Genomic DNA, 14,606 nt, shown 5'->3' on the forward strand with positions numbered 1-14,606 from the left:
AAACATAATGATTTTAAATTTTTATGTATCTAAAAATGCTGCTTGCTTCAATTTACTTATCGCTTGTCTTTTAATACGAGAAACGTGCATTTGTGAAATACCTAACCGTTCCCCTGTATCTTTTTGATTTAAATTTTCTCCAAATATATAATGAATAACACTCTTTTCTGTGTCATTTAATACGTTGAAAATATCCTTTAAAACGAGACGCCTTTCTGTCTCTTCATATCCTTGCTCTACTTCACCTACAGATTCAATCCTCGCTACCGAACTGCCATCAGATGAATTTTCAACTACATCATCTAAGGAAGATACGCGATAATTATTTTTCGCATCCATAATTTCTAGCACTTCCTCTTCGGATAGTCCTAAATGATCTGCAATCTCTATAATCTTCGGTGAACGCTGGAAACGATCTGTTAGCTCCTCTATCGCAAGTTTAATCTTCCCGCCTAAATCTTTAATTCGCCTTGGAACGTGAATACCCCAAGTTTTATCACGTAAATATTTCTTTATTTCGCCTACTATTGTAGGTATTGCAAACGGCTCAAAAGCATTCCCTATCGAATAATCATACCTTCTTATTGCACCTAAGAGCCCTAACATTCCTACTTGTATAATATCTTCATGCATCGGCCCACCTTTTGAATAGCGATATGCAATGGAGTATACAAGATTTTTATAGTGATTAACCAATCTTTCCTGTGCTTCATCACATTGGTTTTGTTGGAAGTCTGCAATTAGTTTAATAACGTCTTCTTTAGTAAGATTTGTAGGTTGAGATTGGATTTCCATCATTCTCCACCTGCTCTCTTTGTATATATTTTGTCATTAAAACTGTCATGCCCTCATCATGCATAATTTGTATATCATCCATTAACGTATTGATTAAATATAAACCTAAACCATTTTCTGGCAAATGCTCTACTGGTTTATTAATATCATACGGACCAACTTTACTTTTTAAGCTATTAAAATCAAAGCTAACTCCATTATCCGCAGCCATAATTTCTAATCGATCTTCATATAAGCCAAAGACAATTGTAATTTCTCCAACGTCTTCTTTATATGCATGTTGTACAATGTTTGTACATGCTTCACTAATAGCAATTTTCATATCTTCTATATCGTCATAAGCAAAGCCCATTCGATTCGCAACACCAGCCATTGTTAAACGAATAATAGCCACATATTCTGCTTTTGCAGGAATTTTCATTTCTATCTTTTCAAATCTCTCCATCATCCCTAGTCACCTTCTTTCTACTTTTTCAAAATCGGAATTCAAATTTAATATTTCTGTTAGCCCTGTAATATCAAATAATCTTTTTAGCCTTTTAGACACACCGATAAACTCTAGTTTTCCATCATTTTTCTTAACTGCTTTTAATAGAGCTATAAAAACGCCTAAACCAGTACTATCCATATAATCTACGTTATGAAAATCTACTACAATATGAACCTCTTTTTCGCTTGCAATAGGCATAATCTTATTTTTCAAATCTGATGCCGTATAAGCATCAATTTCACCATTAAGTTGTACTGTATAACCTACATCATTTTGCAAAATATTTATTGCCAAATTCATCATTTCCGCCCCCTTATCTCAAACTCTTACTATTTAATTACCCATAAAAATTAATTTTAAACATATTTTTTTATTTTCATTATAAATAAATTTTCTACACCTTTCTCGGCTTAACACTTAAATCGTACTAATAAATGTTTAAAACTTATAATTTTGTGTATGTATAATGTATAAACATTATTTTTAGGGGGATCTATCTATGGAAGAGCACAACTTTAAAAAGGGAGATTTTGTTCAATTTTCTTATCGACACGATCATGCTACAACGTTAGTTGGTTCCATTATTAACATACTAACAAATACAATTGTAGTTGATATAGGTAATAGCGAGGACTTATCTCATATAGAGCCAAGGCAGGTCGTAAAGATAAATAATTGTGAAAAAGTAACGATGGTTTAATACATAATAAAAAGTGTAATTTCAATGAGCGGGGGCCTTCATCCCCCGCTCATTCCTATGCAGATTACATTAAAAAAGCATCCAAATTAGTTCAATTGGATGCTTTTTTATGTATATTTATCAGTTCATTCACTTTATAGTTATATATAATAAACTTAAGATTACTATTCATTATCATACTTACGCTTTCCGCAGCATTCTAGAGAAGAATGTAACGATTAAAATAAAGACGATTGCACCTAATAACGCTGGAAGAATAAAGATGCCTCCCCATTCAGGACCCCAATGACCAAATAACGCACTACCTACCCAAGATCCAATTAAACCAGCAATCACGTTACCAACTATACCTAACGGAAAGTCTTTTCCTGTAATCATTCCAGCTAACGCACCAATAAGTCCACCTACAATACACGTAATAATAAGTCCCACAATTAAACCTCCTATATTCGTTTTATATTGGATTCATCAAGCTTTAGTATGTAACCAAAGCTTGATGAACATATATTATTCTTTATTATCTAATTCATCACTTATCTTTTGTTTCACTTTTCCGACTTTTTCTTTTATCGTTCCCTTCGTTTTTTCCCACTTCCCTTCATTTTTCAACTCTCTATCTTCTGTAACTTCACCAATTCCTTCTTTTACTTGTCCTTTTTTCTTTTCAACTTTACCTTTAACTTGTTCTTTTAGTCCGTTCTCACTCATATTTACAATCTCCTTTTCGTAATAGATTTATAGATTTACAGGATACAAATTTAAATAGAATACATGCATCTTCTTTCTTGTAACCATTCACCGACTCTTTCTAAATCCTTAACGAATAACAAGATTTTTCCTTCATCCAGCTTTTCTTCGTAGAAGTTCGCCTCTTCCTCATTAAGCCCTAACTCTTGCATCTTATTTCTTAACTGATCTCCTGTGTTTTGAAAGACGTTAATAATGCTTGTCCCAAGTCCCTCCTCTTTTATCCCAATTGTATTCACGTCTGCATTGTCTGCGATTCTATCTGTCCTCTCTTTCTCATGTGTTAATACGTAAATATCTTTTTGGTCTATCCCTTTCTTCACTAGATCATTCGCCGCATTCATGACCTCTTTCTCCGTAATAAATTCATATACAAAAGGTTTACTATACTTCGTTTCCATCTTTAACTTCCTCCTTTAAAATGAATTATTTGTTATATTATATGTAGTACACCCATTTTCGAAATGTTAAACATAAAATATGAAAAAAGTTATGTGAATTTTGATTTTAATAGAGAATGAACATCATCATTTACCACTTTAAAACATCTTCTCCTTACAATAACTACCTAAATTAACAGAAAATTGTTATAATTAAAATTGAGGAGGGATACTATGAAAAAAATCATATCTATATGCGCTCTAACCGCTTTATCTTTCACTTTAATAGGTTGTACAAGTACCTCGGCTACAGATAAAGCTTCACAAGTTAAGCAAGAGCATAAACAAAATACCTTTCAATTAAATTCTGCTAATATTACAGACATTGAAATACTGAAAACAACAAATCATACTACTTCCAAATCTCAAACAGACAACGAAAAAATGATACAATCTATCGTTTCAGCAGTCCAAAAAGGCACTCCTAAACAAATCACACTAGATCAAAAAAAGAGAGAATCTGCACATTCTACTATTACTGTTACATATAAAGATGACTCAAAAGAAGAATTTCTTGTGTGGGCTGATAATAAGGAGCAAATTTCGATTGCTAAAGATGAGAAGAAAGATAAGGTAGAAGGTGTGATAGTGAATATTAAAGATGCTAAAATAATGAAGGATTTCTTTTAAAATTCTAATTAACGTAAAAAAAGTAGGATTACATCCTACTCTTTTTTTAATCATGTCCAATAAATAGACTTTTATAAAATCTATTTAAGGTCTAATTTTGCTAAATCATGTTGTAAAACATTGTTTCCTTCTTGTGGGTTAAATATGATTGCACTAAGACCAAAAACATTCGTAACAACATCTCTATCTTTCGGACGAATGATTCTTACTTCATAAGCAAAAAGTGCTGGAGGAAGAGCTGCTGAACGAAAAGTAACATATCGATTAGGTGGCAATGTTTGTGTTGAAGGGTCTATTAATGGTAACAATACCGGAGAACCAGATGACCAATCAAACATTTCAACTGTTACTCTACGAGTATCATCTGGATCAACATTCATAGCTTCAACAGTAAGAAATAACGTAGCGGAATGTCTACGTAATACACCCGTTGACAAAGTTTCATTGTGATGTTTATGACATCTTCCAGGAGGATGACCATAGCCATAGCTCATATCAATTCCCCCCTTTCATTTACAATTAAGGACAAGTATTCCTTATAATATATAATGCTACTATTCTTTTAATGAAAGGTATAAAAGCGGATTTCTATCTATATTATTAGATATTTTATTTTTCATTTATTCGCTCTTAAAGAATAAAATGAAACTTTAATCAGCCCCCACCAATCCGGGTCTTACTATCCGAAAAATAGCGGCATAAATCTATTTTAAAAAGGACCTGCTCCATTTATTCGTAAAAAGCATAAAGTAAATGGAATCCGTTAAAACACATGAGTGAACCTTTGTTTTTCTCCTCCTATTTAAAGGAGGAACTGTTATGGGCTTTGGTGGTAGTTGTGGCGGCTGTGGTTTCGCTGGAGGATTTGCTTTATTAGTTGTATTGTTTATTTTATTAATCATCGTTGGAGCTGCTTGCTTCTGCTAAAAACTATCGAAAGGACACTCACGTGAGTGTCCTTTCTTCATGAAAAAAGCTCTACGCAATGTGCAGAGGTTCAAGTGTAACGAATACTTTAAAAATGTAGTATTACATTCCCCCCTCAAAAATGAACTTCGATGCTATAAATTTCGTTTAAGTGCAATCTTAATATTTTAGTTTAATAGCAATATGGTGAAACTTTATTCCAAACAATATTGCTATTGCACCAAAGTAAAACAAACTGGACAACCTAGATTTCAAAAGGAAGACACCTTAAAGGTTGTCTTTTCTTTATAAGTAAAAAAAGCCCGCCTATTTCCGTAGGCGGGCTTTATCTTTATTACACAATATGAAAGTATACTCTCTTTTTCTTTGAAATTTTATGTAATTATACATATTCATGAAAATAGAAGAAGTGAAATTGTACGTTTAGATACAGTTTGGCAACAAACTAACTGTTTTCTTGTGCATTAATAGACAACTACTGCAAGAGTTATAGTTTTTATGTTTTCATTTCCTTTTTGCATTTCTCTTTTAATTAGACGAATGCTTTTTTTAGTACATAATAAAAAATATCCAGAAAAACTGTCACAAAATCCGTTTTTCTGGTTTCTCTATAATACAGGTATCAAATTGAAAGTGAGGTTTAAACGAACATGTTAACCATAGAAAATGAAGAAAGTCATGCTTCTGATATGACCTTTGAAGATTTATTTAAGCAGTACTATGCTTACGCTGTGAAACAAATCATCTGGATCGTTAAAGATCAATCTATCGCTGAAGAGTTAGCACAAGAAGTATTTTTACAATTATATCGTAGTGATTGGAAAGGGATTGAAAGCATACCTGGATGGTTGATTAAATCTTCTACTTATGTAGCCTATAACCATTTTCGATCTGAAAAAAGGCAGCAAGCGAAGATTGATAAAGAAATACAATACCATGAAGTACAAAATGTTTCATCATTAGACGATGATTGGATAAGAAAAGAAGAAATTACAAAGGTCCAAACGATACTAAATAAAATGAATGATCGAGAACGAACCCTTTTACTAATGAAATTCTCTGGTTTTCAATATAAAGAAATTGCAGAAGTACTTCAAATTGAAATATCTTCTATTGGAACATTATTGGTCCGAGCCAAAATGAAATTTCGCAAGATTTATAAACAAATGGAGGAGGCATAACAAATGAAATGTTATGATATCGGGTTTATTCAAACATATATTGATGGAGAACTTTCTCATGATATAAGAAAGGAATTCACAAAACACCTAGATACATGTGAAGCATGCCAAGATTTATTAATAGAAATTAGTAAATTAAATCAATGGGAAAACGTAATGCTAGATGTAGAATCTGCAAATTCACCACAAGAAATCAAAATTGATATAGAACAAGCATGGAAAACATTTGAAAGTCGTTCCAAGTTAGACAATGTTTCTAATATAAATCACAAAAAACAACAAAAGAAGGGACTCTTTACAAACATGAGTAAAAAATCAAAACGTTTCATTTATACAGCAGTAGCTGCAGCAGCACTTTTTACAGCAGCAATGATTCCACAAGTACAAGTGGCGGCTACAAATGTTGCCTCGTATTTTTCTAATGCAGTTACAAACGATAAGGTTGTAAATGAAGGAATAAAAGATGAAAATGGTATCACACAAGATATGATGAAGAATGGTAAATATATTCCTATTGATGAAAAAATTACAGATCAAGGTATTACTGTACATCTCAAAGAAGTATTTATCGCAGATTCACGTATATCAGTTCATTATAGAATGGAAAAAGCGGACGGAAGTTTAGTACCATTTGAATTTGATACATCAGGATTAGATCTTGAGAATGATGGTAAAATTGATGGGCAACAAGAGGAAAACCCTGAGATTAAAAATGACGGGAGACTATCATTTATCCATGATTCAGATGATTATCTTCCTTTTGAACTTATGGCAGCAGGTAAAAAGTTAGATAAAATAGGCATTCGTGATAATGATAGACCTGAAGGTGTTGCTACATTTGTTATAACTACTGAAGAAAAAGACGTTTTTAAACAGCCTCTTACTTTAGACGTAAATATAACTAGAATTGGAAAAGTAATTGGTTCTTGGAAAGCTCAAATTCCAATTGATACTTCACATTTGAAAAATAATACGAATTAACATGAAAAAAAGAATAGAACAATATGTATCTAATTCTCAGTTTATATGTTTCCTTGTTTTCGTTACATTTATTTCGTATATAGTTTTTACTCTATATTTTATTTATGATTTAAGTTTATAACCTTAAATCAATCATTTAAGACCATTATAAGAAAAAGCCCTCTAAAAAAGTGGGGGAATAAATAACCGGTTTCTTAACGTATAAGGAATCGGTTATTTTGTATTTAAAATGCGTCTAAACGTACAATTTTCTTTTTATAAAAAAAGAATAGACACCCTAAGGTGCCTTCCTCCGATTTGAACCATCTTAATTTTAATAATATGTATTGGACTTCCGTGCAGCGGTTAACAAGAAAATAATAGCATTGATGACACCTAAAAGTCCCTGCTTAATCCACATAGATAATGCAGCATTTGTGCCAATGGCTAGAAAAATAAGCCTTACTGTGTATCTATTGAATCTCAGTATAGACAACCTCCGGATGGGACTATATTTAAGGGAATTTCATTATTTTTTTGTTCCGTAAAACATTGTACTTCCTAGTGAAGAGAAATTCAGTTTTACTTCTATAACTCGCCCTGTTTCCACTCTTTATTATGGATATCTAATCCTTCTTGACCAAAGAAATGGAGAATAAATTCTTTTTCATCACTATCAATTTTTTTAGCTAGTTTAGATCCCTCCATACTTTGCTTTTTTCCTGAACGTAAATAATGAATTTCTTCAAAGTCTTTAACTACAGATTCGAACTCTCCATCATACCATTTGTTCAGAATAGATTCATATTTTGGTTTTTCATCATTATTAATAACATTTAAGTTGTTTTTTAAGTATTGAATGTTTTCTTTCGTCATTTGAAATCGTCCTACATCACGGGTACCGGAAACATGAAGATTATTCCCATTGAATGTGAGTTTTTGTAAAGACATATGTATCATCATATCATTTATAGTTTGCTCGTTTTGGATTTCACCAATCGACTGTGCTGCTTTAGAGAGTTCATCTTCACTTACTACATAACTATCTTTTTGCTGCTTTTGAATGGTTTGAACTTTCGGTTTTTCCTGAACCTTTTCTTCTTGTTTAGGTTTTGGTTCAGTTGTAGTCTTCTCATTTGAGCTACAAGCAGCCATTCCCATAAGCAATGTACCGCATGTTAATACCATTAGTAACTTTCGGTTCATTTTTTTCCGCCTATCTGTATTAGTTATTTTAAACAGTTTTTTTAATGTAAGATTTCTCATCTCATAGTAGCAAAGAATTTATCTGTATATTGTCATGTTTTGTCGAAGAATAATAAAAAACAACCTAGATCCTATAGGATCTAGGTTGTTTTTAATACGTAAACGTAATCGTCACTAAAGAATACCCTTCTTTCGCATTGTACGGCTCCGCTTTATAAGAAACTCGGTTTGCCCCTTGCGGATAATCGATTTCGCCAATTACCTTTTTCACATCTTGTAGTGCACCATTCATTGATTGCTTGTATAACACTTCAATTTTCTCTGGTTTTGCACTATAGCGTTGCTGCATTTTATTTTTTAATTCAGTATAGTTATTTGCAATATATTCATTTCCTAAATAGTTTAACTTTGTATCTTTTAATATTTGCTGATATGCAGGCGTTTTCTTACTACCTGCCGCAATTTTATTTGTCAGTGTACTATAATAATTTGTTGTCGCTTGCGGATAGTCTCCGCGGTTCCACTCATGATTTTTTGCGATTTGTTCATCTGATAAATTGAAATACGAATACGTTACGCGGCCCTGCTCATCTGGAACCGGATCATCGAATGTTGTATCAAGGTGATACCATTTGTTTTCGATTTTCACTAAATTCCAAGCATGAGGTTGTCCGTCCCCAGTTCCTGTCACGAAATGATTTTCAATTCCTGCTTCTTTTAATAATTGATAAGTTAATAGTGCGTAACCTTGGCAAACCGCAGAACGATTTACAAGTGCTTCATATGCTGTGTAAGCTTTATAAGACGTATCATAAGAAACATGCTTTACTACGTAATCATGAATCGCCTTCACTTTTTCGTGATCATCCATTCCAACTTGAGTGATAGAAGAAACGATTGCTTTCGCTTGTTTCATGACATATTCCGTCTGTTCTTTCGTTTCACGATATGTAATCTTAAGCGTAAACGTATAATTTCCAGGTGATCCAGAAAGTCCATATGAAACATTCGATCTATTATTATTTGTATACTCATTTTTACTTGCCACTTCTTTATATGCGTTAAAAAGTGTATTCATCACTTCGTCTGTATTATTATTTTTCGTTTTATATGGCAGTGTAATATTTGTCTCGTATGTATTAATACGCTTTTGTACTTCCTCTTTAAACGCTGTTAATAATGCCGCATCCCCTGTATCTTTCACATCAGCATTTTTATACTTCAAAGTTTTATATAAAAACTGCGCATACTGTTCACGTGTTACTGTGCCATACGGTTCAAAATTCCCATTCCCTGTGCCATCTGCGATTCCATTTGACTGCACTGCACTAATTGCATTTTCTGCCCAAAATGGATTTGGAACATCCTTAAAGGTATGTTTTTGTTTTGCCGCAAGATGGAAAGCATTCGTAAGAATTTGTGCCATTTCCGCACGATTCACAGAAGCTTTCGGTCTAAATTGGCCATTTTCATCACCTTTAAAAACTCCTAAATTCGTTAAAGTTAATACCTCTTCTGGGAACATTGTAGAATTTTGATTAATATCACCGTAAGGATTTTTAAACGTAGATCCATCCTTTAATACGTAACGAGTTCCATCATTACTAAACGAACCGCCTTGTTTATTCGGTACTAACACTCGATAAATTAAAGCCGCAACTTGCTCCCTTGTCGCAACATCTCCAAAACCAAATATCCCATTTCCATAACCAGAAATAATATTCTTACTTGCTAAATCTTTAATCGCAGGATATGACCAATGTGATGTCGGCACATCAGAAAAAACACCCACTTCAGCAGCTTTCACATCACTGCCATTTGTATATAACAACGCACCACCAATAAGTGATAATGATGTAATTGATTTTAATAGTTTTGTGTACATAATGTCTTCTCCCAATACGTTCTCTATTTTTGTTGGTTTATGTCGAAAAATCTAAAAATATGACAAAATATATTATACAATTAAAAGTTTTTAAGGGATATATTAAATTTTAAAATATGCAAAAATTCATATTGTTATAAGGATTCATAGTAATATTATGTTATTTTACTTGCGAATATATAAATAAAAAAAACGCTCATTTGAGCGTTTCATCTATATACCTAATAATTACTTTTTTCTACACTTCGAACTCTTCTTCTGTAATAATCCTTTGATCTAACAACTCTTTATACTCCAATATTTCTTTAGCCCCACGGCTCTCCATGCGTATATTGTATAACACTTTTTGTATTGACCTTTGCTTGGTCCGTTGAAAGGTTTACTCCATTTAGAAATAGTTCTATTGAATTTTTCACCACTAGCCACAAAAATATCTTATAATCTTTATATAATAAATTACAGTATTAGGGGTAGATAAAATGCCAGTTACACTCGAACTTATTCTTTTCATTCTTATAGCAATTAGTGCTGTTGGCTATTTAATAAAAGAATTTCAAAAAACTAGGAAACGAACACTTGGAATTTCACTAGAATTTTTAGTTCTTTTCTGGTCAATATGGAGAATATCAACTCTCATAATCTAATTTATAAAACATGAATTCCTTCGAATGAAGTGAAACTTTAATCAGTGGGAGTTTTATTCATCCCCCACTGATTATTAGTTAAACCAATCGGGATTTTACGGGATAAATTTACCAGTATTTTTACCACAACATTCATGTTAAAATCCCTTGTGAGTACGACATAACTCGACCTTATGAAGCTCCGCAGCTTTTATCGCGGAGCTTTTTTTATTTAAATTAACGCTTTTGTTCACTTTTTTGATACATTTACGAAACATTCATATGTTACGTTATATAAGTCCTTTTTTAAATCATATTCATTCTAGCAAAAAGTCCTAGTCCCCCTAGGACTTTTTGCATTCAAATAATGAATTGTCTTTTTTCTCAATAACCGAAGCTATTTAACGTGGTAAAATAATAATTGGACTGGCATCCAATACCATATTACAATGGAGCAAATCGCAAGAAGGCACCTTAGAGTGTCTTTTTTGTACATAAAAAAATCTTACCATCTTATAGAAACGATAAGCCCTTTAAAACAATAATTGCAACTATATTAACTTTACATTACATTAAGGTTAGAGAATGTTCTTATATTAATAAAGTGCTAAATAGTAGGTGAAAAAATGGAATTTAACGATTTGGGTATTACCATTAAAGAACTTAGAATTAAAAAAAATATATCACAATCCGACTTATGTCACGGAATATGTTCACAAAGTCAAATTAGTAAGATCGAAAAAGGTGTGATTTATCCATCTAGCATATTGTTATATCAATTATCAGAAAGACTCGGTGTTGATCCAAATAGTATATTTGCACTAACTCAAAACAAGAAATTAAAATATACAGAAAATGTAAAATACGTAATGAGGGATTGCATAAGGCAACATCAATATAAAGAGCTTTATGAAATAGTAACAAGAGAAAAATACACAAATAATTTTCAAACAAAAGAAGATAAACAATTTCTAATATGGCATGAAGCAATTGCTATATATTGTGTGAATAACTCAACAAAAGTGGCTTTAACTCTTTTAAATAATGCACTAAAACTAACTGTAACCAATATTGATTTTTTATCAGAGAGAGAAATAGATATTCTACATACAATGGCTATACTTCATGCAGAAAACAAAGAATACAAAAAAAGTATTACTATCCTTAAAAGATGTTTAAATAATTTTAACAAATTAGATTTTCCTAGAGATAAAGAAATTAAATTGAAAATCATTTATAATTTAGCAAAAAATTTAAGTTACACATATCAATACGAAGAAGCAATAAAATACATTGATAAGGGTATCCAATTAGCTATTAATCTAAATACTTTTTACTTATTGGGTGAACTATACTATGGAAAAGGTTCAAATTTATTAAAGCTTAAACAATATAATGAAGAAGATGTTGCTAATAACATGAGAAAATCATTATTTATATTTGAATTAACAAAAAACGAAAAAAAATTACAAATAATTAAAGAAGAATATTTCGAAAACAAAAATAACCACTCATAATTTCTTAAAAACTACTTATAAAACTCACAGGAAAAATCCCAATAGTTTTTAAACTTAGAACCATATTATTGTTTTAATTCAGAGGAAGGCACCTTAGGGTGTCTTTTTTTATTTTCAAAAGGACCTGCTCAATTAATTCTTAAAAACATACTAAGAAACATTGTTTTATTTATCCCATTTTCATTCATGCTATATAAAATTCGTTAATAAATCCACCTCAAACATATTTATATGCATTGGAGTATGTTTGAGGTGGAACTCCTTCAAATACCAGTTCCTTTTATAAGCCGTTTTTTTGATGTAGATGACATTATTCTCAATACAATAGAATGAATTATTGGAACATATTTAGCAATATATATCAAAAAATAATATTAAGAAACCCCCTCCACCTTAAGGTAGAAGGGATCTTCTAATTTCTATTTCAGACTACCCGAAATTTCCGTAAAGGTACCCTAAGCGCATGTGTATCTGGATATCCTAAACTTCTTTCACCAACTACCGCTCCTCTGCCGAATGACCTTTCACCGATAGATTATATGCCGTGAAGTGCTACTTGTAACATTTCAATTTAGATATACGACAGTAAAGAATACATTATCACAGTGTCAGCAAGCAAAAGTGTATTCTGCATTTCTGAAAACAGTAGATGGCAGATTGTGACCTACTGAATCTGCTAAGAAAGAATATACAAGAACATCCTTAACATCCTCTTTATTTCCACTAATGATGACATCAAGGAAATCTTCTACTTGAAATTCTGGAGTAAACAACACAATCTTAGTTGTTCTGTTTGGTTCTAAAGAAACAAAAGTACGAGAGATTTCAACTAATTCATTTTGAGTTGGGAAAAAGGTGTTTCGACTTCTCTTAACAGTTACCGTTACATTACTAGTATGGCAGCGTGAATCATTGTTTAACATAATGTTGAGAGCAGTTGGAATAATCCCATTTTCAGAAACTGGAACTCGAAACACTCCAGTAGATTTATGAGCCATATAATCAGATCCTTCCAAAATAAAATATATTTACAATATATTAAATGCAAAAAACGTTCATTTTGATATGGACAAATTATGTAATTAATATATTTATAATAACCCTTGGTATTACTAAGCCAATGTTTTAAAAGATTAACAAATATCGCGAGAACCAATCGAATGTATATTAAAAGTAAAAAGAATAAGATGTCTAAAAGATCCCCTATTTTGAGCCAATAATGAGACATTATGTTAATCTTATATGTATAGCTGCACAAAATTGAGAAACTTAAGGAGACAGATAAATTTTATGAGAAAATTATCTATATTACTTACTTTCATTCTAGTATTAGTCAGTATTACGGCTGCTTGCACACAAGATAAAACAGATAGTGCCGTTGAAAATGGTCCAATAGAAGAACCAACCGCAAAAAATGAAAATGAAGAATTAATAAATTTTGAAGAAAAAGAAGAGATAAGCCGCTTGGAACAAGGTATTTTATTAGTTGGTGAGAGTGTTAAGGGAGGCTATTACTTGACCGCTGTTCAAAGTGCATATTTAAATGCTAGCAACGATTCCGTCATTGTTAATGTCTCTGTAAAAAATGTACGAGGTCAAACGATTGGATTATCAGAATTAAAATATAACTTAAAAGATGAAAAAGACGGAAAGATCTATAAAGGAAAGGTGCTTGATCAAAACCCTTCTGATATACAAGTTAAACCAAATGAAACGGTAGAATTGAAAATAGCTTTTGAAGTACCACGTACCGCAGATGAATATATGTTTTATATTGAAAGCTCTTTAGACCCTCTACAAACATACTGGAAAATTGATAAGCTGCAATCACAAACAAACTAAATCTGAAATAAGCAAAAAGCAATGAAAAATTTGATATAGATACAAATGAATACTATATAAACGTAAGACCATCGATTTAATGAATCGTTGGTCTTTTTCAAAAAATGCCCCATTAAAAACTAAGAGATAAAAAAGAACTAATCTCTAGAAGAGATTAGCTCAATATATCCAAAGCTATTATGGTACATAGTTTTATGAGCAAACGTTATATAGTGTTGTATGGGATACATAACCTGTCATCCCTTTATATGTAACTTTTAACCACTGTTTAGAATTACTGTAATGACCTTGAACATATTCACCAGTTACCCATGTTCCAGTAATTTTCGTACCATCATTAAATGTATGTAAGACAGGTGAATCGACAGTATAACCACTGCGCATCTTTGCACCATATACACCTACCGTACCTCCCTTTGCACAAGCTGCTACTACTGTTTCATTTTCAGTAGTATTCGTAGCCGCGAAAGCAGAGCCGTTAAATGTAAATAAAGTAAATATAAAAGCTGTTAGTACTGTACAAATAGATAAACGACGTAACAAAATAAATTCCCCCTTTTTTTATAATTTACTTCTTCACAAATGATTATCTTAAATATTCTAACTATTTTCAATATATTAATGTTGAGAAATATTAGTTGTATTTTTGAAATAAGATTTTAT

18 protein-coding genes are annotated in these 14,606 nt (G+C 31.7%); 7 read left to right on the top strand and 11 right to left on the bottom strand.

The features are described from left to right. Nucleotides 1-21: 21 nt before the first annotated feature. From sigB to rsbV, 3 genes are read right to left on the bottom strand one after another with little or no spacing between them, the layout of a single operon-like run. The gene (sigB, locus tag AU379_RS22155) at nt 22-798 is read right to left on the bottom strand and encodes an RNA polymerase sigma factor SigB (protein ID WP_002093898.1); all 777 of its coding nucleotides are present in this window, start codon (nt 796-798) and stop codon (nt 22-24) included. Further along, nucleotides 761-1,243, bottom strand: coding sequence for an anti-sigma B factor RsbW (gene rsbW, locus AU379_RS22160; RefSeq protein WP_000970580.1), 483 nt, complete (start codon nt 1,241-1,243; stop codon nt 761-763). Before rsbW ends, sigB begins: the two co-directional genes overlap by 38 nt. A gap of 6 nt (nt 1,244-1,249) precedes the next feature. Further along, nucleotides 1,250-1,588 (bottom strand): anti sigma b factor antagonist RsbV, encoded by a 339-nt coding sequence (gene rsbV / locus AU379_RS22165; RefSeq protein WP_001986277.1) that lies wholly within the window; start codon nt 1,586-1,588, stop codon nt 1,250-1,252. A 196-nt stretch (nt 1,589-1,784) separates the two neighbouring features. Between rsbV and AU379_RS22170 the strand changes: the two genes are divergently transcribed. Further along, nucleotides 1,785-1,985 carry a hypothetical protein gene (locus tag AU379_RS22170; protein ID WP_000391014.1) on the top strand — a complete coding sequence of 67 codons (201 nt, stop codon included), beginning with the start codon at nt 1,785-1,787 and terminating at the stop codon, nt 1,983-1,985. Nucleotides 1,986-2,165: 180 nt separating this feature from the next. Here the strand turns inward: AU379_RS22170 and AU379_RS22175 are convergent, their stop codons facing one another. The 3 genes from AU379_RS22175 to AU379_RS22185 all read right to left on the bottom strand — a co-directional run bounded on the left by AU379_RS22175 (nt 2,166) and on the right by AU379_RS22185 (nt 3,133). Further along, nucleotides 2,166-2,417: a GlsB/YeaQ/YmgE family stress response membrane protein gene (locus tag AU379_RS22175; RefSeq protein ID WP_000522902.1), complete on the bottom strand. Its 252-nt coding sequence runs from the start codon at nt 2,415-2,417 to the stop codon at nt 2,166-2,168. Between the two features lie 75 nt (nt 2,418-2,492). Further along, nucleotides 2,493-2,693 carry a CsbD family protein gene (locus AU379_RS22180; RefSeq protein ID WP_001293468.1) on the bottom strand — a complete coding sequence of 67 codons (201 nt, stop codon included), beginning with the start codon at nt 2,691-2,693 and terminating at the stop codon, nt 2,493-2,495. Between the two features lie 50 nt (nt 2,694-2,743). Next, the gene (locus AU379_RS22185) at nt 2,744-3,133 is read right to left on the bottom strand and encodes a general stress protein (RefSeq protein WP_000448812.1); all 390 of its coding nucleotides are present in this window, start codon (nt 3,131-3,133) and stop codon (nt 2,744-2,746) included. A gap of 213 nt (nt 3,134-3,346) precedes the next feature. On the opposite strand from AU379_RS22185, the gene AU379_RS22190 reads away from it, so the two are divergent. Next, nucleotides 3,347-3,802 carry a hypothetical protein gene (locus tag AU379_RS22190; RefSeq protein ID WP_000720857.1) on the top strand — a complete coding sequence of 152 codons (456 nt, stop codon included), beginning with the start codon at nt 3,347-3,349 and terminating at the stop codon, nt 3,800-3,802. 80 nt (nt 3,803-3,882) lie between these two features. Here the strand turns inward: AU379_RS22190 and AU379_RS22195 are convergent, their stop codons facing one another. Continuing rightward, nucleotides 3,883-4,296, bottom strand: coding sequence for a hypothetical protein (locus AU379_RS22195; RefSeq protein ID WP_000120203.1), 414 nt, complete (start codon nt 4,294-4,296; stop codon nt 3,883-3,885). Between the two features lie 325 nt (nt 4,297-4,621). On the opposite strand from AU379_RS22195, the gene AU379_RS29680 reads away from it, so the two are divergent. The 3 genes from AU379_RS29680 (at nt 4,622) to AU379_RS22205 (ending at nt 6,891) form a co-directional block, all read left to right on the top strand. Beyond that, on the top strand, nt 4,622-4,729 hold the full coding sequence (locus AU379_RS29680) for a YjcZ family sporulation protein (protein ID WP_000505670.1): 108 nt from the start codon (nt 4,622-4,624) through the stop codon (nt 4,727-4,729). A 650-nt stretch (nt 4,730-5,379) separates the two neighbouring features. Next, nucleotides 5,380-5,910: an RNA polymerase sigma factor SigX gene (locus AU379_RS22200; RefSeq protein ID WP_061139722.1), complete on the top strand. Its 531-nt coding sequence runs from the start codon at nt 5,380-5,382 to the stop codon at nt 5,908-5,910. Nucleotides 5,911-5,913: 3 nt separating this feature from the next. Then, nucleotides 5,914-6,891, top strand: a complete 978-nt coding sequence (locus AU379_RS22205; RefSeq protein ID WP_000650410.1) for a DUF4179 domain-containing protein — start codon at nt 5,914-5,916, stop codon at nt 6,889-6,891. 567 nt (nt 6,892-7,458) lie between these two features. On the opposite strand, the gene AU379_RS22210 is transcribed toward AU379_RS22205, so the two are convergent. Together AU379_RS22210 and AU379_RS22215 are read right to left on the bottom strand one after the other, a co-directional pair. Next, a complete protein-coding gene (locus AU379_RS22210; RefSeq protein ID WP_001080428.1) occupies nt 7,459-8,076 on the bottom strand; it encodes a DUF6241 domain-containing protein in 618 nt (205 codons plus the stop codon). Between the two features lie 151 nt (nt 8,077-8,227). Beyond that, nucleotides 8,228-9,961: an S-layer homology domain-containing protein gene (locus AU379_RS22215; protein WP_000288174.1), complete on the bottom strand. Its 1,734-nt coding sequence runs from the start codon at nt 9,959-9,961 to the stop codon at nt 8,228-8,230. 1,249 nt (nt 9,962-11,210) lie between these two features. Between AU379_RS22215 and AU379_RS22220 the strand changes: the two genes are divergently transcribed. Beyond that, nucleotides 11,211-12,101, top strand: coding sequence for a helix-turn-helix domain-containing protein (locus tag AU379_RS22220; RefSeq protein ID WP_000395461.1), 891 nt, complete (start codon nt 11,211-11,213; stop codon nt 12,099-12,101). 608 nt (nt 12,102-12,709) lie between these two features. Here AU379_RS22220 and AU379_RS22225 read toward each other — a convergent pair. Further along, nucleotides 12,710-13,099, bottom strand: coding sequence for a hypothetical protein (locus AU379_RS22225; protein ID WP_000940662.1), 390 nt, complete (start codon nt 13,097-13,099; stop codon nt 12,710-12,712). 292 nt (nt 13,100-13,391) lie between these two features. Between AU379_RS22225 and AU379_RS22230 the strand changes: the two genes are divergently transcribed. Further along, complete coding sequence (locus AU379_RS22230; RefSeq protein WP_001228898.1) at nt 13,392-13,943, top strand: DUF4352 domain-containing protein; 552 nt, start codon at nt 13,392-13,394, stop codon at nt 13,941-13,943. 192 nt (nt 13,944-14,135) lie between these two features. On the opposite strand, the gene AU379_RS22235 is transcribed toward AU379_RS22230, so the two are convergent. Then, on the bottom strand, nt 14,136-14,486 hold the full coding sequence (locus AU379_RS22235) for an SH3 domain-containing protein (RefSeq protein ID WP_000946195.1): 351 nt from the start codon (nt 14,484-14,486) through the stop codon (nt 14,136-14,138). Nucleotides 14,487-14,606: the final 120 nt, after the last annotated feature.

It is taken from the genome of Bacillus sp. JH7, from assembly GCF_001563515.1.
In the GTDB taxonomy this organism is placed as follows: domain Bacteria; phylum Bacillota; class Bacilli; order Bacillales; family Bacillaceae_G; genus Bacillus_A; species Bacillus_A cereus.

Excerpts from the sequence above, each read along its gene's own strand:
- AU379_RS22205 (WP_000650410.1), top strand. The coding sequence starts at position 5,914 with ATGAAATGTTATGATATCGGGTTTATTCAAACATATATTGATGGAGAA.
- rsbW (WP_000970580.1), bottom strand. The coding sequence starts at position 1,243 with ATGATGGAGAGATTTGAAAAGATAGAAATGAAAATTCCTGCAAAAGCA.
- AU379_RS22210 (WP_001080428.1), bottom strand. The coding sequence starts at position 8,076 with ATGAACCGAAAGTTACTAATGGTATTAACATGCGGTACATTGCTTATG.
- AU379_RS22200 (WP_061139722.1), top strand. The coding sequence starts at position 5,380 with ATGTTAACCATAGAAAATGAAGAAAGTCATGCTTCTGATATGACCTTT.
- AU379_RS22215 (WP_000288174.1), bottom strand. The coding sequence starts at position 9,961 with ATGTACACAAAACTATTAAAATCAATTACATCATTATCACTTATTGGT.
- AU379_RS22230 (WP_001228898.1), top strand. The coding sequence starts at position 13,392 with ATGAGAAAATTATCTATATTACTTACTTTCATTCTAGTATTAGTCAGT.
- AU379_RS22190 (WP_000720857.1), top strand. The coding sequence starts at position 3,347 with ATGAAAAAAATCATATCTATATGCGCTCTAACCGCTTTATCTTTCACT.
- AU379_RS22180 (WP_001293468.1), bottom strand. The coding sequence starts at position 2,693 with ATGAGTGAGAACGGACTAAAAGAACAAGTTAAAGGTAAAGTTGAAAAG.
- AU379_RS22220 (WP_000395461.1), top strand. The coding sequence starts at position 11,211 with ATGGAATTTAACGATTTGGGTATTACCATTAAAGAACTTAGAATTAAA.
- AU379_RS22225 (WP_000940662.1), bottom strand. The coding sequence starts at position 13,099 with ATGGCTCATAAATCTACTGGAGTGTTTCGAGTTCCAGTTTCTGAAAAT.
- AU379_RS22195 (WP_000120203.1), bottom strand. The coding sequence starts at position 4,296 with ATGAGCTATGGCTATGGTCATCCTCCTGGAAGATGTCATAAACATCAC.
- AU379_RS22170 (WP_000391014.1), top strand. The coding sequence starts at position 1,785 with ATGGAAGAGCACAACTTTAAAAAGGGAGATTTTGTTCAATTTTCTTAT.
- rsbV (WP_001986277.1), bottom strand. The coding sequence starts at position 1,588 with ATGATGAATTTGGCAATAAATATTTTGCAAAATGATGTAGGTTATACA.
- AU379_RS29680 (WP_000505670.1), top strand. The coding sequence starts at position 4,622 with ATGGGCTTTGGTGGTAGTTGTGGCGGCTGTGGTTTCGCTGGAGGATTT.
- sigB (WP_002093898.1), bottom strand. The coding sequence starts at position 798 with ATGATGGAAATCCAATCTCAACCTACAAATCTTACTAAAGAAGACGTT.
- AU379_RS22185 (WP_000448812.1), bottom strand. The coding sequence starts at position 3,133 with ATGGAAACGAAGTATAGTAAACCTTTTGTATATGAATTTATTACGGAG.